Origin of the sequence: Reichenbachiella sp. (assembly GCF_965223055.1) — a bacterium.
Lineage (GTDB): Bacteria > Bacteroidota > Bacteroidia > Cytophagales > Cyclobacteriaceae > Reichenbachiella.
The window spans coordinates 48259-72450 of sequence record NZ_CBDCVM010000002.1; the positions used below are offsets into that span (position 1 = coordinate 48259).

The 24192-nt window shown below is 41.2% G+C and carries 19 protein-coding genes; 17 read left to right on the top strand and 2 right to left on the bottom strand.

Going from position 1 to position 24192, the window contains the following annotated elements; translation table 11 throughout:
• The first annotated feature begins 15 nt into the window (after positions 1-15).
• The 11 genes from ACOQO5_RS00265 (at position 16) to ACOQO5_RS00315 (ending at position 16572) form a co-directional block, all read left to right on the top strand.
• The gene (locus tag ACOQO5_RS00265; protein WP_420579667.1) at positions 16-1707 is read left to right on the top strand and encodes a tetratricopeptide repeat protein; all 1692 of its coding nucleotides are present in this window, start codon (positions 16-18) and stop codon (positions 1705-1707) included.
• 137 nt (positions 1708-1844) lie between these two features.
• A complete protein-coding gene (locus ACOQO5_RS00270) occupies positions 1845-3179 on the top strand; it encodes an aryl-sulfate sulfotransferase (protein WP_420579668.1) in 1335 nt (444 codons plus the stop codon).
• Positions 3169-4371, top strand: coding sequence for a chromate efflux transporter (gene chrA, locus ACOQO5_RS00275; RefSeq protein ID WP_420579669.1), 1203 nt, complete (start codon positions 3169-3171; stop codon positions 4369-4371). Before ACOQO5_RS00270 ends, chrA begins: the two co-directional genes overlap by 11 nt.
• Positions 4368-5399, top strand: a complete 1032-nt coding sequence (locus ACOQO5_RS00280; protein ID WP_420579670.1) for a sulfotransferase family protein — start codon at positions 4368-4370, stop codon at positions 5397-5399. Before chrA ends, ACOQO5_RS00280 begins: the two co-directional genes overlap by 4 nt.
• 74 nt (positions 5400-5473) lie before the next feature.
• Positions 5474-7477: an MGH1-like glycoside hydrolase domain-containing protein gene (locus tag ACOQO5_RS00285; protein WP_420579671.1), complete on the top strand. Its 2004-nt coding sequence runs from the start codon at positions 5474-5476 to the stop codon at positions 7475-7477.
• A gap of 6 nt (positions 7478-7483) precedes the next feature.
• The gene (locus ACOQO5_RS00290; protein ID WP_420579672.1) at positions 7484-10588 is read left to right on the top strand and encodes a glycoside hydrolase family 2 TIM barrel-domain containing protein; all 3105 of its coding nucleotides are present in this window, start codon (positions 7484-7486) and stop codon (positions 10586-10588) included.
• 213 nt (positions 10589-10801) lie between these two features.
• Positions 10802-11722 carry a homoserine kinase gene (locus ACOQO5_RS00295; protein ID WP_420579673.1) on the top strand — a complete coding sequence of 307 codons (921 nt, stop codon included), beginning with the start codon at positions 10802-10804 and terminating at the stop codon, positions 11720-11722.
• Positions 11723-11738: 16 nt separating this feature from the next.
• Positions 11739-12971, top strand: coding sequence for a diaminopimelate decarboxylase (lysA, locus tag ACOQO5_RS00300; protein WP_420579674.1), 1233 nt, complete (start codon positions 11739-11741; stop codon positions 12969-12971).
• A gap of 393 nt (positions 12972-13364) precedes the next feature.
• On the top strand, positions 13365-14315 hold the full coding sequence (locus tag ACOQO5_RS00305) for an aldose 1-epimerase (RefSeq protein ID WP_420579675.1): 951 nt from the start codon (positions 13365-13367) through the stop codon (positions 14313-14315).
• A 1-nt stretch (position 14316) separates the two neighbouring features.
• Positions 14317-15933, top strand: a complete 1617-nt coding sequence (locus ACOQO5_RS00310) for a sodium/sugar symporter (protein WP_420579676.1) — start codon at positions 14317-14319, stop codon at positions 15931-15933.
• Between the two features lie 114 nt (positions 15934-16047).
• Positions 16048-16572: a DUF4442 domain-containing protein gene (locus ACOQO5_RS00315; RefSeq protein WP_420579677.1), complete on the top strand. Its 525-nt coding sequence runs from the start codon at positions 16048-16050 to the stop codon at positions 16570-16572.
• A gap of 87 nt (positions 16573-16659) precedes the next feature.
• Here the strand turns inward: ACOQO5_RS00315 and ACOQO5_RS00320 are convergent, their stop codons facing one another.
• Both ACOQO5_RS00320 and ACOQO5_RS00325 read right to left on the bottom strand, forming a co-directional pair.
• Complete coding sequence (locus ACOQO5_RS00320; RefSeq protein ID WP_420579678.1) at positions 16660-18222, bottom strand: SulP family inorganic anion transporter; 1563 nt, start codon at positions 18220-18222, stop codon at positions 16660-16662.
• A gap of 80 nt (positions 18223-18302) precedes the next feature.
• Positions 18303-18626, bottom strand: a complete 324-nt coding sequence (locus tag ACOQO5_RS00325) for a hypothetical protein (RefSeq protein ID WP_420579679.1) — start codon at positions 18624-18626, stop codon at positions 18303-18305.
• Between the two features lie 161 nt (positions 18627-18787).
• On the opposite strand from ACOQO5_RS00325, the gene ACOQO5_RS00330 reads away from it, so the two are divergent.
• The 6 genes from ACOQO5_RS00330 to ACOQO5_RS00355 all read left to right on the top strand — a co-directional run bounded on the left by ACOQO5_RS00330 (position 18788) and on the right by ACOQO5_RS00355 (position 24129).
• Positions 18788-19675, top strand: coding sequence for a helix-turn-helix domain-containing protein (locus ACOQO5_RS00330; RefSeq protein ID WP_420579680.1), 888 nt, complete (start codon positions 18788-18790; stop codon positions 19673-19675).
• 75 nt (positions 19676-19750) lie between these two features.
• Entirely contained in the window at positions 19751-20299 is a 549-nt protein-coding gene (locus ACOQO5_RS00335; RefSeq protein WP_420579681.1) for a carboxymuconolactone decarboxylase family protein, read from the top strand.
• 173 nt (positions 20300-20472) lie between these two features.
• Positions 20473-21219, top strand: a complete 747-nt coding sequence (gene fabG / locus ACOQO5_RS00340; protein ID WP_420579682.1) for a 3-oxoacyl-[acyl-carrier-protein] reductase — start codon at positions 20473-20475, stop codon at positions 21217-21219.
• A gap of 238 nt (positions 21220-21457) precedes the next feature.
• On the top strand, positions 21458-23524 hold the full coding sequence (locus tag ACOQO5_RS00345) for a VWA domain-containing protein (protein ID WP_420579683.1): 2067 nt from the start codon (positions 21458-21460) through the stop codon (positions 23522-23524).
• A 93-nt stretch (positions 23525-23617) separates the two neighbouring features.
• Positions 23618-23824: a hypothetical protein gene (locus ACOQO5_RS00350; protein WP_420579684.1), complete on the top strand. Its 207-nt coding sequence runs from the start codon at positions 23618-23620 to the stop codon at positions 23822-23824.
• The gene (locus ACOQO5_RS00355) at positions 23821-24129 is read left to right on the top strand and encodes a type II toxin-antitoxin system RelE/ParE family toxin (RefSeq protein ID WP_420579685.1); all 309 of its coding nucleotides are present in this window, start codon (positions 23821-23823) and stop codon (positions 24127-24129) included. The genes ACOQO5_RS00350 and ACOQO5_RS00355 overlap by 4 nt, the downstream gene beginning before the upstream one ends.
• Positions 24130-24192 lie beyond the last annotated feature (63 nt).

Sequence of the window (24192 nt, forward strand, 5' to 3'; positions counted from 1 at the left end):
TGTAAAAAGCATATTTTGAGAAGCAACTATACCCCAGTAATTTGGCTCATGCTGATCTCTCAGGTGAGCCTTGCCCAAAGCTCTATGTGGGACAAACCCATCATCAGCTCCCGTGCCTTAATAGATAGTTTGGAAGTCCTACTTCCACAAATGTCCAGTGAAGAAAGGGTCAAAAACCTTAATCTTTTGGCAGAAGCCTATTGGGAGGTGAATGCGGACAAGACCATCGAATACGGTCAGCAGGCATTAACCTTGGCTCGACGACTCCATGATCAAAAAGAAGAAGGATATGCCTTGCTTAATATATGCCAGGGGTTTTTATTCAACGATGCGTACGATCAGGCACTTGATTATGGTTTGAAATCACTGAGTGTACGAGAGGCCGTTGGTGAGGCTAAGGACATTGCATTTACTCTAAGGACTTTGGGTTGGTTGTACTACGATATTGGCTACCTTGACCATGCACTCAATTATCACTACAAAGTACTTGAAATTCACCAGGAGCTAAAAGACAATGAACGTATAGCTTATAGTTACAATAGCCTGGGTTTGATCTATGCTAAGAAGTCGGAGCATGAAAAGGCCATTGATTATTTTGATAAATCTCTAAAACTAAAAAAGCCCTTCAGTAATGATGTTAGAATATCAGAATCTCTTAAAAATCTAGGAATTAGTTACGCTGCTATCGGTCACCTGGATTTGGCAGAAGCAAATCTGAAAAAGGCACTTACACTTATTGATAACACAAAGGATTATTATGACCGTGTAGAGACCCTAAACGAGTTGGCTCTCGTTTATTTTCATCGCAAAATGTACGATCAAAGTTTAACATATCTCAAAGAAGCAAGAATTTATATTGCTTCATTGAATGTTAATAAGGTGCTTAAAGAAAGGAATTATCAGATTTCAGCTGAATTATATCATCAGTTGGGAGATCATGAACAAGCGTTAACATTTTTCAAGGCTTATGATTCCATAAAAAAAGAAATTCTTTCGGATGAAAAGCAATATAGACTAGCAGAGATGCGCATTTTGTATGAGGCCGAGAGAAGGGAGAATGAAGTAAGGCTACTCAAACAAGAGAAAGAAGCCGAAGGACTCAGGAAAAATGCCTTGTTCGTAGGTATCATTTTGTTATTGGTAATCGGTGTTTTAATTGTGAACCGACTGGTCAGTGGTATGAAGAAGAACAAGAAAATCTTCGAGATCAATCAGAACCTGGTCAAAGTGCAATTGGAAAAAGAAGAAGTGGAATCGGCAAGACTCAAAGAAAGACTGGAGTATAGAAAAAAGGAACTTACAAAAATGGGGCTTTTCATCTCTCAAAGAAATGAAACTTATCAGCTGCTAGCCAATTCTCTAAAGAAGTTTGACTTTCTGGATCGAGCTGATGCCGACCAAAAAATCAAATCGCTGATAAGTGAATTTGAGAGCCGTCTAAAAATCAATGAAGACATCGATGGATTCTATTCTGATGTAGAACAATTGCATGATGATTTCTTCTTTAGACTTAAAGAGAAATTTCCTAATCTCACTGACAACGACATGCGACTAGCCGCTCAACTCAGACTCAACCTAAGCTCCAAGGAGATTTCTTCGCTCAATAATATCTCTGTAAAATCAGTAGAGATCAGCAGGTACCGATTAAGAAAGAAACTGGAGCTTGATCCCGATGATATTCTCACAGATTACCTTCGGGATGTGTAGTGTAGAGGTCATGTAGAGTTCAAAAACTGCTTTCGGCATGTGTTTACGAGTATTTTTGATATTCATCAAACACGCTGATGTTGATTCTTTTTAAACATACCCCACTTTTCATATGGCTGACCTTATGTGGCTGGACCATGTCTTGCAATACCGATACTGTACATTTTGAGACCTTGCCAATAGTCCAACAGGATTCAGCTAATGAACTTCGGATGCACATTGATTTTAATCTAAGTGATTCGGCCAAAGCGTATGTGACCTATTGGGTGAAAGGTAAGTCAGATAAAAAATACTATTCTCCACTTTCTCATTCTACCAAAAATCATCATGTGACGCTAGTAGCGCTCAAAGGAAAAACCACCTATGAGTATCAGGTGATGGTAAGGAATGATCAATCAGAAATAGAAAGTCAAGTGCAATCATTCACTACTAAAAAGTTTCCAATCAATGTCCTTCACTTGCGTTGGGAAGATGAGCAGGTAAGAGGGTTGGATGGTTATATCCTTTCACAGCGTAGAATGGTGAATGGAATCATTTACCTTATAGATGAGGACGGCGATGTAGTATGGTACCAATCTGTGCCTAAGCAACCTAAGTTGTCTCATTGGACAGATCAAAATACCATCTTAGTGCTGTATGGCGCTGCCAAACATCGCAATAGCTCCGGTGATCAGATAGTAGCATACGACCTTTGGAGCAACAAACACATGCACTTGGATTTGAGCGCACTGAACGAACCTTTGGAAGCTCATCATGAAGTGAGGTATGATGATGCTGGAAACCTGTTGGCTCTGGTTTATGATTTCAAAGCATTCGATTTATCCGCAAAAGGAGGGGATAACAATCAACTGGTCATGGGTGATAAAATTGTAAAGATGGATAGCACCGGCCAAGTGCTATGGGCCTGGTCGGTATTCGACCATACTGATCCTTTGGCAGATAGCTCAATAGTTGAAACAGCTGACGATTGGAGTCATGCCAACAGTTTGTTTATAGATCCAGACGGCAATTATCTAATTTCTTTTAGAAACTTCAATCAAGTGTGGAAAGTAGATGCTAATTCGGGTGCTGTGATATGGAAGTTGGGAGAAGGTGGAAATATTTCGATCGATGAATCAGGATATTTTTATGGTCAGCATGCTTTTCATGTGAATACAGAAGGCCACTATCAGGTCTTTGATAATGGAAGAAAAGAGCGCAAAACAAGAGTAGTGACCTATCAATTGAATGAAACAAATGAGAAGGGCGTGGTAGAAGAAATTATTGAGCTACCAGAAGAATTGTATTGCGATAAAATGGGAAGTGCCTATTTGATGAATAATGATAATTATTTATTCTGTGCACCACGCACCAACTCATTAGTAGTGCTGAGTCCTGATGGGCAGGTACTATCCAGAGCAAGGGTAGGTATTCCAGATCCTTATAGAGCTGAATATGTTCCTCAATTATATGATTTGAGCCATGTCAAATAATTCACCGAGCATATCGATGAAGTATTTGTTTTTGACCTTTCTCAAGATTGGCTCATTTTCATTTGGAGGTTTTATGGCGCTCATTGCTGTGCTACAAAAGCAAATGGTCGAAGAAGATAAAAAACTGGATCCTCAGATCTTATTGGATGGTGTGAGTTTGGCAGCCGTTCTACCTGGGCCATTAGCAGTCAACACTGTGGGGTTTGTGGGCTACAAGTTGCGCGGTTTTTGGGGAGGCTTGCTTTCTATGTTTGCAGTCACACTTCCTTGTTTTTTGCTGGTGTTGATGTTTTCTGTTTTTTATTTCCAATTCGGCGAATTGGAAATGTTCAAAACCATCATTGCTTGGGTAATGCCCGCAATCGTTGTCATCATCGTGACCGTTGTAGTCAACATGTCCAAAAAACATTTAGCTGGAGTTGGTCATTATTTGCTAGGGTTAACTTCCTTGTTTCTGAGCCAATGGGTAGGTGGAGTGATGACAACTATGGGTATCATGCTTGCCGGGGCAGTGATTGGATACTTTTTCTTTTATAAACAAGAAGTTAAAACCACAGAGCCAACAAGAGATAGTCCGAAAAGTCATTTACTTAAAAGCTTGACGGAATTGTTAGCTCTTATGATGGCCACTTTGTTTTTGCTATTTATCGGTCTGGGGCATACCGAATGGCTATCGAATATGGAGGTGCTTTTAACCTTTTCATCCATGAGTTTGACTTTGTTCGGTGGAGGCTATGTCATCATTCCCATCATTCAGGAATCAATAGTATCATCGATGCAATGGCTAACCTTTTCAGAATTCAACACGGCTATCGCAATTAGTCAGCTTACACCTGGCCCTATATTGATTAGTGCTTGTTTTATCGGTTATAAAGTCGCCGGTATGACGGGAGCTTGTTTGGCCACGATTGGTATTTTCCTTCCATCAGGATTGCTCATGATCACCTGTAGTCATTGGCTGGGCCAGTTCAAAGAAAATTTAGCGCTAAAAGCCATTTTTACTGGATTAAGGCCGGTAGTCATTGGCCTTATAATGTCCGCAGCAGTAACAATCGGAAGTGATACTCTTCGTGAGTGGTCCGGTATCATCTCATTTGGAATACTACTGGTTTGTAGTCTTTGGTTTAAAACATCTACCCCAATGCTCATGCTAACTGCATTAGGCATAGGATTAATCGGATTTTTATTATGAATAAAACATATACACCTATTCAAATTATAGGTACCCAACGATCAGGTTCTAATTTGCTCCGTCTCATGATTAATGAGTTACAGGGTGTAGTAGCGCCTCACCCACCACATATTCTGAAGACATTTATGCCAATGATGAATCAGTATGGTGATCTCAGTGTGGATGAAAAGTTTTCTCAGTTGGTGGACGACGTATGCCGACTGGTAGAAACGAATCCCGTGGTTTGGGAAAAAGTGAATCTGGACAGAGAACAAATATTTCGATCGGCAAAGCAGCGAAGTTTGGTAGAAGTTTTTATTCAGGTATATGAGCAAATGGCTTCTGCCAATGAAGCTGATTTTTGGTGTTGCAAAAGCATGGCGAATGTCAAATATGTGGATCAAATGGAGAGGCATGGGTTGAACCCCTTATTCATCAGACTGGTTCGAGACGGTAGAGATGTGGCAGCATCCTTCAAAAAAGTAGCGGTAGGTGAAAAGCACATTTATCATCTGGCTACATATTGGAAAGAACTTCAAGAGAAATCCGAAAAGTTGGTTAATCGGTTGGGCTCGGGTCGAGCGCTTACTATTAAGTACGAAGATTTGATTGAAAAACCAGAGGAGGTGATGAGTTTGGTGTGTGCATTTCTTGGTATTCCCTATTCCAATCAAATTTTTAATTATTTCAAATCCGAGGAATCCAAACATACTGCGGCTTCTGGTTATATGTGGGCTAACGTTACACAACCGATATTGAAAAATAATACACAAAAATATAAGGCTATTTTGACCACTGAAGAAGTGAGTATTTTTGAGTCCATTGCTGGGCAAATGTTGGAGAAGAACGGATACGCGGTCAGTCACTGTGAACCTCAGGATTTTTCGATCGATCAGGTCGAAGCATTTGATATAGAAAATGAAAAATTGAAACGTTCAACACTTCAACAAGAACATTTAAAGGTGGATTTGCAAAAGCGAGCAGTGCAGGAAGCTTTAGTAGAAGAAATTAAAGCTCGAAAAATGGCCCTAACACCAGAATTTGTATGATTTACCTACAATGTAGGGGTGTTGTAGGGGTAAAATTTATACTAAAATCTTTCTGAAGACATACATTTGGATCTATGAAAAATGGATTGATAATATTACTCATTATAGAAAGTGTAGGGTTGGGGGGACTTTTTAGTTGTGAATTTTCCTCTGAGAAAAAGACGTCAGACCTGCAGTCTGCCTATGTCAATACGCTAGATCTATCCGGTTTTCCTACCAACAAAAAAGACCGATCAGTCTATAGTTTTTCTGACTTAGGAGCATGGCATAGCTATTCACTCAGCCCATCTCCTTCAGGTGGCTTTATTGGTCCGTTTTTAATGACCGACGATAATGGATTATGGGCATCCAAACAACTGGTTACCTTACAGCTTTCTCTTGGAGGTAGGGATTTAGATTGGGCTTCCGCCAAAATAATTAGCAGCCAATATTTACCCGGGCGATTGACGCAAACCTATGAGTTGGAGAACTTGAGCATACAACAGCATTTGATCTTCATTTCCAACCGGTCAACTCTAGTCCAATACGAAATACAAAGCAGCGTGAAGCAGCCAAAAGTTACAACAAATTTGAAAGCATCTACTTGGCTACCTGATTGGAATTTTAGTGTGGAGGATAGCCGATTATGGCTGCAGTCCGACAGTAGCCAAACGAAACTGATACTGACTTTCGACCAGCCTGCAGAGGGATCTATGGTTTCTAATTCGTATATCGGTCAGGAGCAAGAATACGATCTCAATCCAAATTTTCCGGTTAGAATCTCTTACGTTCAGTCTGCCTATTTTTCTGAAAAAGAAATGAGACGCGATCGAGAAACAGTGAAAAAAGTGCTGGAGAACTCAGATTGGGCTTTCGCCAACAATCAAAAGCGGTGGAATGGCTATCTGAGCAAAACCCTCACGAAAACGAACGGTGAGAAGATTGACTCTGTCTATACAACTGTCGCCATCAAGTCGCTCAATACCCTTATCAACAACTGGCGTAGTGCCGCTGGTGAGCTCAAGCATGACGGATTGTTTCCATCCTATGCTTACGGTGGCTTTCATGGTTTTTGGGCTTGGGACTCTTGGAAGCATTCAGTAGGTCTAGCCGATATTGTACCACAATTAGCCAAAGATCAAATCATAACCATGTATGATTATCAGGATATTGACGGCATGATTGCCGATTGTATTTTTAGAGATACTTTGATTGAAAAGCATAATTGGCGTGACACCAAGCCACCTTTGTCAGCCTGGTCTATTGCCAAAGTATTTGAAGCAACGAATGATACTTCATTTGTAAAGACACTATATCCAAAATTGAAGAAGTATCATCAGTGGTGGTACAACTTCCGTGATCACGACCTAAACGGTCTCTGCGAATACGGGTCTACCGATGGCACTCGAGTGGCAGCGGCTTGGGAAAGTGGAATGGACAATGCCGTTCGATTCGACGAGGCCACCATGCTCACCAATGAGGGAGGAGGGTATTCTCTCGATCAGGAGTCCGTCGATCTCAATGCATACCTCTATGCTGAAAAAATGTATTTGGTACAATTGGCAAAAATTCTTGGAGAGTCTGCAGATGCAAACAGATATCAACAAGAGGCAGATATCTTGGCTACTCAAATCAGAGACAAATATTACGATGAAGATCAGGGTTATTTCTTCGATATGATGCTGGACGAAAAGATGATCCAGATTTTTGGGCCAGAGGGCTGGATTCCGCTTTGGGCCGGAATTGCTACTGACGAGCAAGCCAAGGCGGTGCTGAAGCAACTCATGAATCAGAATAAATTCAATACCAAGGTGCCACTGCCCACACTAGATGCTTCACATCCTAAATTCAACCCTAAGAACGGTTACTGGCGCGGTCCCGTTTGGCTCGATCAAGTCTATTTCGGAATCAAAGGATTAGAGAATTATGGCTATCGAGCCGAAGCTGATGAATTGAAAAGGAAGTTGTTTGACAACGCCGAGAGTTTATTGACTGACGGACCGATCAGGGAAAATTATCATCCCATCACTGGCGAAGGACTCAATGCCAAACACTTTAGTTGGTCTGCTGCACACCTATTGATGTTGATCAGAGAATAATCAAATATGAAGAAAGGAATAAAAAAATTAGGTTGGCTAGCCTGTGTTTTGGCCTTGGGCTGTACTACATCAGACACGTCTTACGATTGGGAAAACGAATCCATAACAGAGATCAACAAATTGCCGGCACGGTCTGACTACTTTCCGTATGAATCAGTGGCATTAGCGAATGCGAAAGACAAGCATGCCTCTGAGAGATATTTGTCCTTGGATGGGAAGTGGAAATTCAACTGGGTAAGAAAGCCAGCCGATCGACCTAAAGACTTTTTTGAGTTAACGTTTAGTGATAGTGAATGGAATTTGATCGACGTGCCGGGTAATTGGGAGCGTCTGGGGTATGGCGTGCCTCATTACCTGGACGTTGATTATCCATTCCCTGCTCATCCACCTCACATTCCCAATGATTATAACCCGGTGGGATCCTACCGCAAGACTTTCGACCTGCCACTTTCTTGGAATGGAAACGAGGTAATTATCCAATTCGGAGCCGTACGCTCCGCGTTTTATCTCTGGGTGAATGGTAAAAAAGTAGGCTATAGCCAAGGGTCAAAACTTCCAGCGGAGTTCGATATCACATCATTTGTGCAAGCAGGCGAAAACTTGGTGGCTATCGAAGTCTACCGCTGGAGCGATGGAAGCTATCTCGAAGATCAAGACATGTGGCGCCTGAGTGGGATCGACCGCTCAGTCTTCGTCTATGCACGCCCAAAGTTTCATGTCGCAGACCATACGGTCTTGGCAGGGTTGGATGAAAACTATGAGCATGGAGTGCTGGAAGTCACCGCCGAAGTAAGCGGGGGTGTAGGTTCATTAGAAGTCAGCTTGCTGGATGGAGAGGAGAAAATTTCCAATCTCAAATCCCAAATATCAAATGAAGATGTTCAAATCCTGAACTTTGAATCACAAATCTTAAATCCAGCCAAGTGGTCTGCAGAAAAGCCAAACCTCTACACCCTGACCATGGAACTAAAAGACAGTCTCGGGAATACCGTCGAAGCCTATACGCAGCGCATTGGTTTCCGAACCGCCGAAATCAAAGACGGCAATTTCAAAATCAATGGTCAGACAGTGATGATCAAAGGAGTTAACCGCCATGAGCATGATCCAGTGACAGGTCATGTGGTAGACGAAGCCTCTATGATCAAAGACATTCAGCTGATGAAGCAATTCAACATCAATGCTGTCAGAGCCAGTCACTATCCGAATGCTACGAGATGGTATGAGCTGTGCGACGAGTATGGACTATATGTGGTGGATGAGGCGAATATCGAATCCCATGGGTTGGATATTCGAGATCCTGAGGTCACATTAGCCAACAGCCCGTCATGGGAAAAGGCCCATTTGGATCGCGTACAACGCATGTACGAGCGCGATAAAAACTTCACTAGTATTGTTACTTGGTCGTTGGGTAATGAGGCGGGCTATGGAGTCAATTTTGAAGCCACTTACAATTGGCTCAAAGCGCAGGATCAGAGCAGACCCGTACAATACGAAATGTCGCAGAATACGGAATACTCAGATATTCAAGCCCCTATGTATCATTCGATCGAACGTATAGTGGAGTATGCAGAAAAACACACAGACAAACCGCTGATCTTATGCGAATATGCGCACGCCATGGGCAATAGTGTAGGCAATCTACAGGACTACTGGGACGCTATCGAAAAGTACAAAGAACTGCAAGGCGGATTCATATGGGATTGGGTAGATCAGGGATTGTTGGAAACCTCACCAGAGGGAGAGGCGTATTTTGCTTACGGCGGGGACTATCCACACGCACCGGTCAAGAGTGATTCAAACTTCTGCATCAATGGTTTGGTACAAGCCAATCGAGAAATCAACCCTCACATTTGGGAAGTAAAAAAGGTGTATCAAAACATCAAATTCAAAGCTGTGGATTTGAACACTGGTCAATTCTCGGTTCAAAACAAATATGACTTCACCAACCTCAACGAGTTTGAAATAAGTTGGCAATTGAAAAATGAGGATGGATTGATAGCTGATGGCTTAGTGCCTGATTTGAATGTCGCTCCTCACCAATCATTGGAATTTCAAATCTCAAATTTCAAATTTGATAGTTCAAAGAAGGAGCAAATCCTAACTATTTCTGCCAAAACGAAAACTGCTACTGAACTCGAGTCTGTAGGTCATGAGGTCGCTTGGGATCAGTTTGTTATATCCGCCCGTAAGTCGTTGGCAGCTGCTACGGTAGCGGATCTAAAATCACTGGGACTGATTGATAATGATTCAAACCTTGTAGTAGGAAATTCAAGTTTTGAAGTCGCTTTTTCAAAATCCAATGGACAAATAGAAAGTTGGAAAATCCATAACAAAGAACTGATCATAGCTGGCCTTGAACCAGACTTTTGGCGTGCACCAGTCGACAATGATTTGGGTAATGGCATGCCAGCAAGAAATGGCGTTTGGCACTATGCGGGTCGAAACCAAGAAAATAAAAGATTGGAAGTGATTCTGTCAGAGCAAAATGAGGTAAGGATACAAGCGGATTTCGTGTTGCCAGAGGCCAATGAGTCGAAGTATGCTACAGTTTATACCATTCATGCAGATGGCAGCATTCATGTTCAAAATAATTTCGAACCGAAAGGAGACTTGCCCGATTTGCCAAGATTTGGAATGCGTGTGGTTTTGCAGCCTGAGTTTGACCAAATGACTTGGTTTGGCAAAGGGCCTTATGAAACTTACTGGGACAAAAATACGGGAGCGAAAATCGATACTTATCAGGGTACGGTATGGGAGCAATATCATCCTTATGTACGACCACAGGAGTTTGGGAATAAGTCTTCAGTGCGATGGGCGAGTCTGACGAATGCAGAAGGATTGGGTATAAAGGTAATTGGAGACTCCTTGTTGAATGTTCGGGCAATGAATTTGGAACTAGCAGATATCGACCATACGCCAAGGCCAAGTCCAAACAGACACACCACAGACATCAAGAAAAAGCCATTAGTCACCTGGAATATCGATCATCTGCAAATGGGTGTGGGCGGAGACACCAGCTGGGGAAGGAGAGTACACAAAGAATACACGATCCCTGCCAAAAATTACAGCTATGGCTTTACTTTAGTGCCTGTGGGTTATGAAGTGAATTAATAAAAGTCTTCATTCGATTTTAAAATTGGTGAAGATTTTGCAATCGAAAATTTCGCTTTTTGAGCTCGATGGCTATCGGGCGAGTTTCGAAATTTTCTAGACTTTTGTCTACTTTTTGGCTCGTATCGGTGTACCGATGAAAAAGTAGAAGCCTGTCCGGCTTTAGGACATGAGCTAATACCATGAGATTTTTCATGGATTGATTTCAGTAGAATGATAAAGGAACAACTTTTAGAAAAATACAGCTTAGGAAAAATTATAGGTGTAGAATCCCTCACCCAAGGCTACGCCAACGAAAACCTAAAAGTAATCACTGAGCAAGCCTCGATACTTTATCGCATTTGCAAACAGCAACCCTTGCACCTGCTAGAGTATGAAGTGAGACTGATGCATGCATTGAAAAAGGCAGGGATCAAGACAGCCTTTCCTCTGGCCGATCAAGCGGGTAAATTCATCCAGCAATCAGAAGAACATTTTGTAATGCTTTATGAATTCAAGGAAGGGCATGAACCTGAGTTGACAGCGAACAGTGCTTCCCAAATTGGGCGCGAAGTAGGCAAGTTGAGTCTAATTCGATTGACTGATGAATTGGAAAAGAAAAACGCAGTACATATCGACAACTGCCATGCGCTGATCGATGAATTTGGTCAATGCAAGAATGCCATGCCGGAAGTCTTCGGATACTTTAAGAATCAAACAGACTATTTGACGAGTCAATTAGATACTGCACTTCCAAGAGGTGTGGTGCACGGAGATATTTTCCCAAACAATACAATATACAAGGGAGAGGATTTGATGGCGATCATAGACTTCGAAGAAGCCTGTAGTGATCAGCTCATGTTCGATGTAGGGATGACCATCAATGGTTTTTGTTTTGTCAACAACGAATTGCAACCAGACTTGCTGCGATCATTTTTGGATGCTTATCATTCAGTGCGAAATATGACCGACAGTGAGTGGCAGGCATTGCCGATCTACATGCAGTGGGGAAGCCACGGTATGCTGAGTTGGCATCTGAGAAACGAGCTGATCAACGTACCCAATCAAACCCAGTACGAACGTGTACTGGAGCTTATGCGACGTACGCAATGGATGAGATCGAATGAAAAAGAAATATTAAAAATGGTCAAATGACCCATTCAAAACTGATATGAAATTGGAAAACAACACCTACAAGATTCAAAATATTGCTGTAAAAGAATTAGCTGAAGAATTCGATACACCACTTTATGTCTATGATGCCGAGGTGATCAAAGAACATTTGGACCGGTTTCGTCAGGGCTTCAGTAGCGTAGATTTGAAAGTAAAGTATGCTTGTAAGGCCTTGACCAATATGAGTGTTATGAAATACTTACTCAAACAAGGTACAGGTCTTGATACCGTGTCTTTATCAGAAATTCAGATGGGATTAACTGTGGGCTATCAGCCACAGGATATAGTTTTCACACCAAACTGTGTTGACTTTTCTGAAATCGAGAAGGCCGTGGAGATGGGGGTGAAGATCAACATAGAAAACCTGTCCAACCTCGAGAAGTTTGGGGAAAAATATGGAGGTAGTGTCCCTGTTTGCATTCGCCTCAATCCACAAATCGCCGCCCAGTCCAATACAGACAAAGTGGACTGGTGGCACAAGCAGTCTAAATTTGGAATCTCTCTTGATCAGATTGAAATGGTAAAGGAGTTGGAAGCTAAATATGATTTGCACGTAGACGGTATCCATATTCATTCGAGTTCGGTGATCATGAGCCCGGAGATTTTTATCAATGGAGCCAAAGCGGTTTTCGATATTGCCATGCAGTTTGAAAAGCTGGACTTTATAGATTTTGGTGGAGGTATCAAGGTGGATGTAGGTGATGGCAATGAAGTTATTGATGTCGTGGAGCTTGGCAAGCAACTAGATGTGGAGTTCACCTCTTTCTGCGAAAAGTACGGCAGACGATTGCAGCTATGGTTTGAGCCAGGTAGGTTTTTGGTAGGCAATGCCGGGTCGTTGATTACTACCTGTGTCGTACGAAAGCGCAATGGTGGAATCGAATTTGTGGGAGTAGACAGTGGGTTCAATCAGCTCATTCGCCCCATGATGTATGGTGCCTATCATGAAATCGTGAATGCGTCAAATCCGAAAGGAGAGAAACAGAAATATACAGTAGTAGGCAACATTTGCGAAATAGACAACTTTGCTGTGGATCGTATGCTGCCAGAGACAAGCGAGGGCGACCTCATCGTACTTAGAAGCGCAGGTGCTTATGGCTACAGCATGGCCTCGAATTACAATTCAAGGTTCAGACCAGCAGAGGTATTTGTGGTGGATGGCGAGGCACATTTGGTCCGTAAGCGGGACAATTACGAAGACTTGGTTAGGAATCAGGTAATTGTAGGTTAAAGCACTTGGTCACTCGCATTTAAAAATGGTCCATGTTCCACAGACCTGTTCTGGCGTCTGTTGATTTTTGATCTTTCGCAAGAGATACCAAAACAGGTGTGCTAAGGAGTTTGTTAATTAAACGCGATTGTTAAGTATTGGAGCTGAATACATTATTAAATGTAAAATATACGTTTAATAAAAAGTTCCTGTATATTGCCAATTAGTCCGGTAGGACAGGGGTTGATATATTGCCAACTTTAGAAGGGTGACTACAAAATTTCGACTCGAATTTTTGAAATTAAGTTGATTTTAGTGAGTTTAGCCGTCCCCCCAGAACGATTGAAATAAATCTCCCCCCAATTTGAAATATATCTAATCCCATTGCCGGGGTGAATAGGCAAATATTGCGTTGTGTTTAATATACAGGAAATTAAGCTTGGGGTATTCAAGGCTATTCGACTGGTCAATACAAATACCGAAGAGTATATAGAAATACTGACAGAATTTGGAGCGGGAATTAACGATTTGGTGGTGAAAAACAAGGATGGACATATGGTTTCTATGATCGATGGTTATCGCTCAGAAGAGGAGATAATTCATGATCATCACACTGCCTTTAAAGGTTGCAAACTATCTCCTTTTCCAAATAGAATTCCTGAAGGTAAATACAAATATGGTGGTAAGACTTTTCAGCTTGCAATAAATGATATTCCGGCAAATAACAATTTGCATGGTTTGCTGCATAATAGACCATTTGAGATAGTAAATCAGGAGTCTTGTGAATCAAGTGCCTCAATTGAATTACGTTATGTCTATAAAGGGGTAGATCTAGGTTTTCCATTTCAGTATACGCTCAACTTAACATATCGATTGGATAAAACGGGAGTAAGCTTTCTTACCCAAATTGAAAATACTGGATCAGCTACGATGCCTATGGGTGATGGATGGCATCCATATTTTCTATTCGAAAATCTGGATGAGATTGATTTGGAAATGGGTACCGCTATACGTTTGAGCTCGAATGTCGGGAATCCATTGACCGAGCTACATGGATTTGAGTCTTGTGATTCGCTGGCGAAAAAACAATTGGACGATTGTTTTGAAGTGCAGCAGGACGACAAGTATCAGATTATATTGAAGGATCAAAAACAGGGAATTGAAGTCGGTATAGAGCTAGAAAGTGAGACAGATAAATACAAATATTTTCAGATTTACACACCGCCATCACGGAGAAGCATTGCCATAGAGCCAGTGACTTGCCCACCCAATGCATTTAATACCGGTATTGGACTTATTGAATTAGAACCAAAACAAGTGTTGTCAATGTCTTTTGACATCAAATACAAACTACTAAATAACTAATATGAATTTTTCAACCTTAGATTTCATCATTTTCGCTGCCTATTGTGCGGTCATTTTGGGTGTAGGCCTTTTTGTTTCACGAGACAAAAAAGGACATGAAAAGAACGCTGAAGATTATTTCTTAGCAGGTAAATCACTTCCCTGGTGGGCCATAGGAGCTTCTCTGATTGCTGCCAATATTTCAGCGGAGCAGTTTATCGGCATGTCAGGATCGGGATTTGCCTTAGGATTAGCTATTGCGTCCTACGAATGGATGGCAGCAATTACTTTGATTATTGTAGGTAAATATTTCCTCCCAATTTTCATTGAAAAAGGACTTTATACCATTCCTGAATTTGTTGAAAAAAGATTCAGTACTAATCTCAAAACCATATTGGCTGTTTTTTGGATAGCGTTGTATGTATTTGTGAACTTAAGTTCTGTGTTGTATCTGGGGTCATTGGCACTTGAAACCATTATGGGGATTCCAATGATGTATGGTGTCATAGGGTTGGGGCTTTTTGCAGCTGCATATTCGTTGTACGGTGGATTGTCTGCCGTTGCATGGACCGACGTGATTCAGGTCGTGTTCTTAGTGCTAGGTGGACTAGTTACTACCTATTTGGCGCTGGATGTAGTATCAGACGGCGCTGGTGTGATGGCAGGATTTAGTCATCTGATGTCAGCAGCTCCGGATAGTTTCCATATGATTTTAGATAAATCTAATCCTGAGTTTAAAAACTTACCTGGTATCTGGGTGCTCGTAGGAGGTATGTGGGTAGCTAATATCTACTACTGGGGATTCAATCAGTACATCATCCAAAGAACCTTGGCCGCCAAGTCGCTAGAAGAATCTCAAAAAGGAATCGCCTTGGCAGCTGGATTGAAGTTGATCATTCCATTCATAGTTGTGATCCCTGGTATCGCCGCTTATGTCATGGTAAATGACCCTGAGATCTTGGCTAGGTTGGGAGAAGCAGGTCAAATGAATCTTCCGGGTGCCGGTGCATCTGACAAGGCATACCCATGGTTATTACAGCTATTGCCGGCAGGACTGAAAGGCGTGGCGTTTGCGGCCTTGGCAGCAGCAGTGGTATCGTCTTTGGCTTCTATGCTAAATTCTACCTCTACTATCTTCACCATGGATATTTATAAGCAATACATCAACAAAAACGCTTCTGAGAAGCAGTTGGTTTCTACGGGTAGATTGACTGCTGGAGCTGCATTGGTCGTGGCGTGTATTATGGCTCCTTTGCTTGGAGGAATAGATCAAGCTTTCCAGTTCATTCAGGAGTATACAGGTATTGTCAGCCCAGGTATTTTGGCGGTATTCTTATTAGGTCTATTCTGGAAGAAAACAACTAATAAAGCGGCTATATGGGGTGCAATTTTATCTGTGCCAATGGCCATTGCTTTGAAGAGCCCGGCACTGGGAATTCCATTCATGAACCAGATGGGCCTAACAGCACTGGGTACTATGATTGTAATTGCTATTGTCAGTCACAGAGAAAATAAAGGACAGGATGACGAAAAGGGTATTGACTTGCATAAGGGACTGTTTAATACAAGCCCAGTTTTTAATATCGCGGCTTTCGCAATTTGTATTATTACAGCTGCACTGTACGCTATGTTCTGGTAAAAAGAAATTTTGTTTGACTTAGTGAAAGCCTCTTGGATTAAGCTCTGAGAGGCTTTTTTTGGTTTTAACATCCAAAGTTTCTAACATTCGTATAAATTGTTTTAATCTTTGAATATGGAAAAACTACTTTACTTGCTAGGTGATATATTAGGCAGAGGAAGAGTGTTTAAACTTGGGTTTAATCTCTTTCCTGGTTTTAGAAGGACGGGAGCAAGAATGATCGAGGCCAGTGATGATTTTTATTATACCAAAATAAAGTTGCCCCTCAACTACAAAACCAGAAACTATGTAGGCACTATTTATGGAGGATCGATGTATAGCTGCGTGGATGGCATTTATATGGTACAATTGATTAATATTTTAGGAAAAGAATATGTGGTATGGGACAAGAATGCATCCATTCGTTTTAGACGGCCAGGGAATACTACCCTTTATGCAGAATTTTTGATTACAAAAGAATTTGTACTTCAGATCAAATCTGAAATTGAGGAGCAAAATGAAAAAGACTATGTGCTCAAGGTTGATCTGGTGGACGCCGAAGGAAAGGTTTATGCTGAAGTGGAAAAAGTACTTTATATCGCAACCAAAGCATTTTACAAGGAGAAAAAAAGAGCCAGGAAACTAGCAGGGAAGGCATAAAAAAAGCATTGTCCTTTGTTCAAATGTGAAGAAAAGACAATGCTATAAATACTTGTTCCTGTTTATTGAGACAATAACCTCATACCACTATTCTAAGATGGATAGGTGTGCATCAAAGCCAACTAGTTCTAGATTAATGTCTTTCGACTTGGCATTAATTTTAAAGTCTTCAATTACCTCCAGTACATCCCAGTGAATGTCCTTTGTTCTGGTTGCATCAATGATCACATGAGAATTATTAGGCAATAGACCAAATGTTTTAATAAATCCTGCTTTGTTCAAAAAGCTCACGTCTTCGGACAACTCAATTCTGATCGGCTCGCCTTCTTTGATTTCGTTTGGATCGAAGTGATATGGAGTCTTGAAATTGTTCCAGAGGATAAACACCATGGCTACAGCAAGCCCAAGTCCAATACCTGTCAATAGATCGGTAAACACAATGGCTATGATAGTAACAATAAATGAATAGAATTGAGAATGCCCAGTTTTGTACATCGCCTTGAAAATCGACGGCTTCACCAGTTTATAACCTACTACCAATAATACCGCTGCTAAACTAGCCAGAGGAATAAGGTTTAATACATGCGGGATGGCCATTACGCAAACCAAAAGCATGATACCATGGAAGAACGCTGATGCTCTCGTTTTACCACCTGATTGAATATTGGCAGAACTTCTTACAATTACCTGTGTTACTGGTAACCCACCAATCAAACCTGAAACTGAATTACCAACACCTTGGGCAATGAGTTCACGATTGGTAGGTGTGATTCTCCTTTCTGGGTCCATTTTATCAGTAGCCTCAACACTAAGAAGTGTCTCTATACTTGCCACGATAGCAATAGTTAATGCGACAGTATAAGTTTTGTAATTAGCTAATACGGCAAAGTTTGGAGTCGTAAACTGCCCGAAAAAGTCTCCCAAACTCTCGTTTACAGGGATGTTTACTACATGTTCGCCGTGAAGTGAGAAAAATTCATTTCCTTCAAAAATTACATTAAGGCCTATGCCAGTGGCAACTGCTAGTAATGGTCCATTGACAATCTTGGTGAAACTAAATTTCTTCATGAATGGGCGTTCCCAAAGGATCAATATAGCTAGGCCAATAGTACTAATCACCAATGCTCCTGGCGTGATATTTTCCAATGCGTAGAACAATTCAGAAAACGTATTGTGACCATCTGGTTGGAAAAAATCTAAATCACCTTCTGGATCCGCGTCATAGCCAAAAGCATGCGGAATTTGTTTGAGAATAATGATAACGCCGATACCAGAGAGCATTCCTTTGATGACTGAGGAAGGAAGGTAATATGCAAATACACCAGTTTTGAATACACCTAGTAGTACTTGGAAAATACCAGCAATGACAACTGCTGCTAGAAAGTTTTCAAAACTCCCCATATCTCCAATAGCTGTAAGCACGATAACTGCTAGTCCGGCAGCTGGACCACTTACGCCGAGTTGAGATTTACTAATTAGAGAGACTACAATACCACCTACTATACCAGCAATAATACCTGAAAATAACGGTGCTCCTGACGCCAGAGCAATTCCTAAACATAATGGAACGGCTACTAAAAATACGACCAAACTGGCCGGGAAGTCACTACCTAAGTGACTAAAAAATCCTTGATTATCTGAATTCTTCATGATGCATTTTTGAAAAGACTCACTGAGTCTGTTAGAACAATTGACTTAAAGTTTAAGGTTGTGTGAAGACTATGATAGTCTTAAGTCAATTGGTCGGGTGGAGGCGTGATTACCGGTAGGCAAAGTTCTTGGAGTAAAAGGTCATTGGATAAATGACTTCTACAATCTTGTGATTCAAACAATAACCCATGAGCATGGGAAATATTTTGTTGGAATTTTTCCTTTTGTTCGGAATTCTCCTTTTTTTCTTCGCTGGATTCTTCACCATCTAAATCCGCTTCCTCCATATTAACCGTTTGTTGCTCTAGAGAGTAGTCTGGAAATACATCGGAAATCACAAACGAGACCATCATAACGATGATCAGTGCGTTGATCGCGGTATCTGTAAATTTCTTGCTGAGCATTTTCACTTTTTCTAATAGCTGACTTTTGGAGTCAAGTGCTAAAATCCTGCTTTTTTTACTGATATACAAACAAAATGTTTCATTTGGTCAGACTTCCATTCAAGTGGTATCGAAGTGAAATTCGAAGAAAGAGTAAAACAGAGAACCAATTTTGAAAAGATGTGTTTAAGAAGGAAACAGCAAAGATGTATTTCGATTATAAAGACCATCAACTCAATGCCTTGCTTCGAATGACCGATAATGTTGGGCTCATTACTGAAGATGCGAGTATCCAAAGAGGATTGATTCATATTCTGTGGAATCGAGGTAATAGTCCGGTGATTTTTGATGTGGATGGTGCGACTATTTCTCTTGCTCCCGATCAAATTACGACGGTCACCTACCTACATATGGTCGAATTTCAGAAGCCCTTGCCCGCCCTCACAGTGATATCTTTTAACCGTGAATTTTATTGTATCAAAGACCATGACCATGAAGTCTCTTGTAATGGGTTGTTGTTTATGGGAGCAAGAGATCTGCCAATCATTTCTCTGGATGAAAAGGAGAAGAGCAGTTTGAAGACCTTACTGGATGTATTTGAAGACGAATTTCAAAACAAGGACAACATACAAGGGGAGATGCTGCAAATGCTGTTGAAAAGGTTAATTATTAAATGTACGAGATTGGCGCGAGTACAAACCCTTGGTGTTTCAGTGGCCAATGATGCCTCAGAGACTATTAGGAAGTTTAATGTATTGGTAGACGAACATTACAAAACACTGAAGCAGGTGTCGGACTATGCCGATTTGATGTTTAAATCTCCGAAAACCTTGTCCAACGTATTTAGACAACACGGAAGCCAATCGCCTTTGCAAATAATTCATGAAAGAGTGGCCATAGAGGCCAGACGTCAATTATTGAAAACTAATAAAACAGCTAAAGAGATCGCTTTTGACCTTGGGTTTGATAGTGTGTCTTCCTTTAATAAGTTGTTTAAGAAATGCACAAACCTGACACCGGTTGAATTTAGAAATGACCATCGGGAAAAATCGACAATCATTCAGGAATAATCACCAATTACCTAAGAGGGACTATCCAGTTTATATGATTAGAAATTAAAATTTTAAATCATAAACAAACGAAAAATGGAAAGTTTTAACGTACCCTCAAGAGATGAAGTATCAGCTAACAATCAAACGATTTTTGACAATTTGAAAAGTCAGGTAGGATTTGTACCCAATTTGTATGCGACATTCACTTATTCCGAAAATGCGCTCGGTGACTATCTGACTTTGGCAGGGAGAAAATCTTCGCTCACCAACAAAGAAAAGGAAGTAGTGAATCTGGTAGTGAGTGAAGTAAATAATTGTAATTATTGCAAAGCAGCGCATACGGCCATCGGAAAAATGAATGGCTTTACTGAAGAGGAAATTCTGGAAATCAGAACGGGAGAGGCTTCATTTGATGCTAAACTTGATGCTTTGACCAAATATGTAAAAAGTGCTGTAATAAATAGAAGTAAACCTGAGCAGTCTACCATAGATGCCTTTTTTGCTGCAGGGTATTCCAAAGAGAATTTAGTAGATACTATTTTATTGATTGGCGAAAAGACAATTAGTAATTATCTCTATGGCTCTGCAAAATTTCCTATCGATTTTCCAGAAGCCAAAGAACTCGAGTCAGCGGCTGTTTAAAGATAAGGTGAGTGGAGTAGTAAGTAACCCCATGAGCATTGGCTCGTGGGGTTTTTTGTTTCTCGTTTTGAAGGTTGATTTCCAATATTTTGTCGCTCCATAAGGCACATTTAGCGAAAGCGATTACTTTTGAGGCTTTAAGAAAATCTAACGAGTTACAAATCAAATCAAACATGGGTTTATTACAAGGAAAAACAGCTTTGGTGACAGGTGCTTCTAAAGGTATCGGGCGTGCCATCGCTATGAAATATGCCGAACAAGGTGCTAACGTGGCTTTTACCTACTTGTCTAGTGTAGAAAAAGGAGAAGCACTAGTGAAAGAATTGGAAGCCAAAGGCGTGCAAGCCAAAGGGTACCGTTCTGACGCTTCTGATTTTGCTGCAGCAGAAGAATTGATAAGCAACGTGGTAGCTGACTTCGGTAGCCTGGATATTTTGGTCAACAATGCCGGTATCACCAAGGATAATCTCTTGATGAGAATGACCGTAGATATGTGGGACGATGTGATCAATATAAATTTGAGATCTTGTTTCAATACGGTGAAAGCAGCCACTCGTACATTCATGAAACAAAAAGCTGGATCTATCATTAATATCACTTCTGTAGTAGGTGTGAAAGGAAATGCTGGGCAGGCCAACTATGCAGCTTCTAAAGCAGGTATCATCGGGTTTACTAAGTCTGTGGCCTTGGAGTTAGGTTCTAGAAACATCAGATGCAATGCTGTAGCTCCTGGTTTTATCGAAACGGATATGACAGATGCCTTGGATGAGAAAACTGTACAAGGTTGGAGAGATGCCATCCCAATGAAGCGTGGGGGGCAGCCAGATGAAGTAGCAGACTGCTGCGTATTCTTAGGCGGAGACCAGTCGACATACATCTCTGGACAAGTGATCCAGGTGGATGGTGCGATGTTGACGTAAGAAGTTGCTAACTATTATTGTCATCTCATAAGTGTACCGTCATTGCGAACAGCGTGAAGCAATCTTATCTTAAATTGTTGAATCGATATTAAGATCGCTTCGTTTCTCTTGCGATGACGGAATTAATTACTTATGAGATGAGGCCGTTTCAGATTAGGAGCTCACTCCCTTTTCTTTTCCCGTCTCAATCATTATCTTCATTTTTTCGTAGAATCACTTTCCATCATAAGTCGATCCATTGCCAGAATTAACCTTTGAACAATCCATTTGGTACGTGCCACTTTGCTTGCTTTTGGCAGCAGGGATTTCCTATTTGGTTTACACCAAAAAAGCACCATGGAATAGCCTGACGAACAGGTTGCTTAATGGATTAAGGTTTTTGCTCCTATTTTCCTTGATGATTTTGCTTCTTAATCCATTACTTAATCAGATGGTAAATGAGGTAGAGCAGCCGTCGTTTGTTATCGCAGTCGACAATTCTACTTCTATGATCCAGGGAATGGATTCCGTTCAGCAACAACAACTATTAGCAGATGCTGGTCAACTCAAACAAAAATTGGAGTCTAAGAATTATGAGGTTTTTATTCATGCCTTGGAAGGGAAAACACCAGCACTCAGTCAAATTTCATTTGATCAAAAAATCACAAACCTCGATCGCTGGCTGAGAGACTTGCAGTCGAGCTATGAAGGGATGAACTTAGGGGGCGTGTACCTCATTTCGGATGGGAAATACAATCAAGGCACTTCACCAGCATTTTTTTCATACAATTACCCAGTCTATGCCATAGGCGTAGGAGACACCCTACAAAAGCAAGATTTGGTATTACAAAATGTGCTGTACAACAAGCTGGCCTATCAAGGCAACAAGTTTCCAGTAGTAGCGGAGGTAGTCAATCACGGCTTTGCTGGCAAGGAGGTGAGATTGGAAATACGGGGCAATGGAAAGGTATTGGCTACTGAAAATATAGAATTGAATAATGCTGAAGGACTCAACAGAGTGGAACTGGAAGTAGAAGCAAGTGAAAATGGCATGCAGCAGCTAGACCTACGATTGAAAGTTTTAGAAGGGGAGGCTGTGACTTCCAACAACTTCCGAAGGATTTTTGTGGATGTGGTAGATGGCAAACAAAAAATTTTACTCGTAGCACCTACGCCGCACCCAGATATCAAGACGCTGGCGGCAGTTGTAGAAAAAAATCAAAACTATGAATTGACCACTTACATTCCTGGCGTGAATGAGCTCAAGGAGGATAAATATGACTTGGTCATTTCACATCAGGCCTATAGCCGATACAAACAATCTAACGAAGCCGTACAGAAGCAAAGAGAACAAGGCGTACCTGCATTGCTCATTTTTGGAGGAAGATCTAATATTTTAATGGCGAGTAGAACAGAAGAGCTATTTACTTTTCGCCAGAAAGGAGCCAAACGAGACATGGTCTTTGGGGCGCTAAACGATGACTTCAATTTGTTTTCACTGGCTGAAGAAGCTCGTGAAAATTTCAGCAGCTTTCCGCCGGTGAGTGTGCCATATGGCGAAGCTACCGTCCCAGCGCATGCGGAGATTTTATTGTATCAGCGAGTAGGAAGTATCCAAACGGATAAACCGCTGCTTTATCTCGTAGAGCAGAATGCTGAGAAATCTGCTTATCTGCTGGCCGACGGCATTTGGAAATGGCGCATGCAAGAGTTTGCTACTGCCGATGGTACTGCCACGTTCGATGATTTATTTCTCAAGACCATCCAGTACTTGAGTACCAAAGTGGATAAACGAAAGTTTAAGTTCTACCCAGAGAGCAATACCTACTTCGAAAATCAGACCGTAAAGTTTCATGCAGAAATCTACAATCAGATATATGAGCGCGTATATGGTGAAGCGGTGCAGGTGATGGTTTCCAATGAGGATGGATTCAATAAAGAATACAACTTCACGCCAAGTTCTGCATATTCCCGTCTGGAAGCGGCTAATTTCGAACCGGGTTTATATAACTACCAAGCCAAGGTCACCCTCAACGATAAGCCAGAAACAGTCTTCGGCAAATTTTCGGTTAAAGAACTCCAGCTTGAAGAGCTCGATCAGGTAGCAGACTTCAACCTACTTCGCCAACTGGCCTACAATACGGAGGGTAAGTTCTACGCAGACACGCAGACCCCTCTTACCGACATCGACAATTTCCAACTCCAAGGTATCATCCACACCCAGGAAGATATTTTTCCTGTCATACATTTGAAGTGGATTTTGTTTGTGCTACTGACTTTGGTGTCTATAGAGTGGTTTACCAGGAAGTATAATGGGGGGTATTGAGCTGGTTTTGAAGAATTGAGGCTAGGTGGAAAAAGAGCATTGCATATAAGGGTGATGTTTATATCTTCAGACCGTGAAATTCGTTAACTTTATATGATGACTCTCGAACAGAAAAAAATATCGCTTATTAACTGGATTGCAAATTTAGAAGATGAATTAGTTCTTGATCAAATTGCCGGAATTCAGAAATTATCACTTGACAATCTTCCTGACGCCATTGTTCAACTCTTGAAAATTGCTGAGGCGGAACCTGATAATAGTTTAACTGTTCATACATCAGTTCGAGACATCTTGAAATGAAAGAAGTTCGATGGACCGAAACGGCCAAACAAACTTTTAATGAAACTTCTGATTTTATTCTTGACTTTTGGAACGAACAAGTTCGAGAGAATTTTCTAGACCAACTTGAATATCGAATCAGGCAAATTCAACATAACCCTGAACTCGGCCCTGTATATGAACATACTGATTTTAGGAAACTAGTAATTCACAAATCAATATCGTTGTTTTATGTCAATAAAAAAGACTTTATTAAACTCCTTGTGATTTGGGACAACAGATCAGATCCCGATCAACTACTTGAAAAATTGACAGATGCTAACTGACGTGTAACCCCTGACTGGCGCATCTGTGATGCGTGACTCGTTCCGTTTGTGACTGAGAAGCTC

What these genes read in the sequence shown, in the direction of transcription:
- chrA (WP_420579669.1), top strand. Translation starts at nt 3,169, where the DNA reads ATGTCAAATAATTCACCGAGCATATCGATGAAGTATTTGTTTTTGACC.
- ACOQO5_RS00290 (WP_420579672.1), top strand. Translation starts at nt 7,484, where the DNA reads ATGAAGAAAGGAATAAAAAAATTAGGTTGGCTAGCCTGTGTTTTGGCC.
- ACOQO5_RS00350 (WP_420579684.1), top strand. Translation starts at nt 23,618, where the DNA reads ATGATGACTCTCGAACAGAAAAAAATATCGCTTATTAACTGGATTGCA.
- fabG (WP_420579682.1), top strand. Translation starts at nt 20,473, where the DNA reads ATGGGTTTATTACAAGGAAAAACAGCTTTGGTGACAGGTGCTTCTAAA.
- ACOQO5_RS00320 (WP_420579678.1), bottom strand. Translation starts at nt 18,222, where the DNA reads ATGAAGAATTCAGATAATCAAGGATTTTTTAGTCACTTAGGTAGTGAC.
- ACOQO5_RS00315 (WP_420579677.1), top strand. Translation starts at nt 16,048, where the DNA reads ATGGAAAAACTACTTTACTTGCTAGGTGATATATTAGGCAGAGGAAGA.
- ACOQO5_RS00335 (WP_420579681.1), top strand. Translation starts at nt 19,751, where the DNA reads ATGGAAAGTTTTAACGTACCCTCAAGAGATGAAGTATCAGCTAACAAT.
- ACOQO5_RS00325 (WP_420579679.1), bottom strand. Translation starts at nt 18,626, where the DNA reads ATGCTCAGCAAGAAATTTACAGATACCGCGATCAACGCACTGATCATC.
- ACOQO5_RS00310 (WP_420579676.1), top strand. Translation starts at nt 14,317, where the DNA reads ATGAATTTTTCAACCTTAGATTTCATCATTTTCGCTGCCTATTGTGCG.
- ACOQO5_RS00285 (WP_420579671.1), top strand. Translation starts at nt 5,474, where the DNA reads ATGAAAAATGGATTGATAATATTACTCATTATAGAAAGTGTAGGGTTG.
- ACOQO5_RS00280 (WP_420579670.1), top strand. Translation starts at nt 4,368, where the DNA reads ATGAATAAAACATATACACCTATTCAAATTATAGGTACCCAACGATCA.
- lysA (WP_420579674.1), top strand. Translation starts at nt 11,739, where the DNA reads ATGAAATTGGAAAACAACACCTACAAGATTCAAAATATTGCTGTAAAA.
- ACOQO5_RS00355 (WP_420579685.1), top strand. Translation starts at nt 23,821, where the DNA reads ATGAAAGAAGTTCGATGGACCGAAACGGCCAAACAAACTTTTAATGAA.
- ACOQO5_RS00295 (WP_420579673.1), top strand. Translation starts at nt 10,802, where the DNA reads ATGATAAAGGAACAACTTTTAGAAAAATACAGCTTAGGAAAAATTATA.
- ACOQO5_RS00270 (WP_420579668.1), top strand. Translation starts at nt 1,845, where the DNA reads ATGTCTTGCAATACCGATACTGTACATTTTGAGACCTTGCCAATAGTC.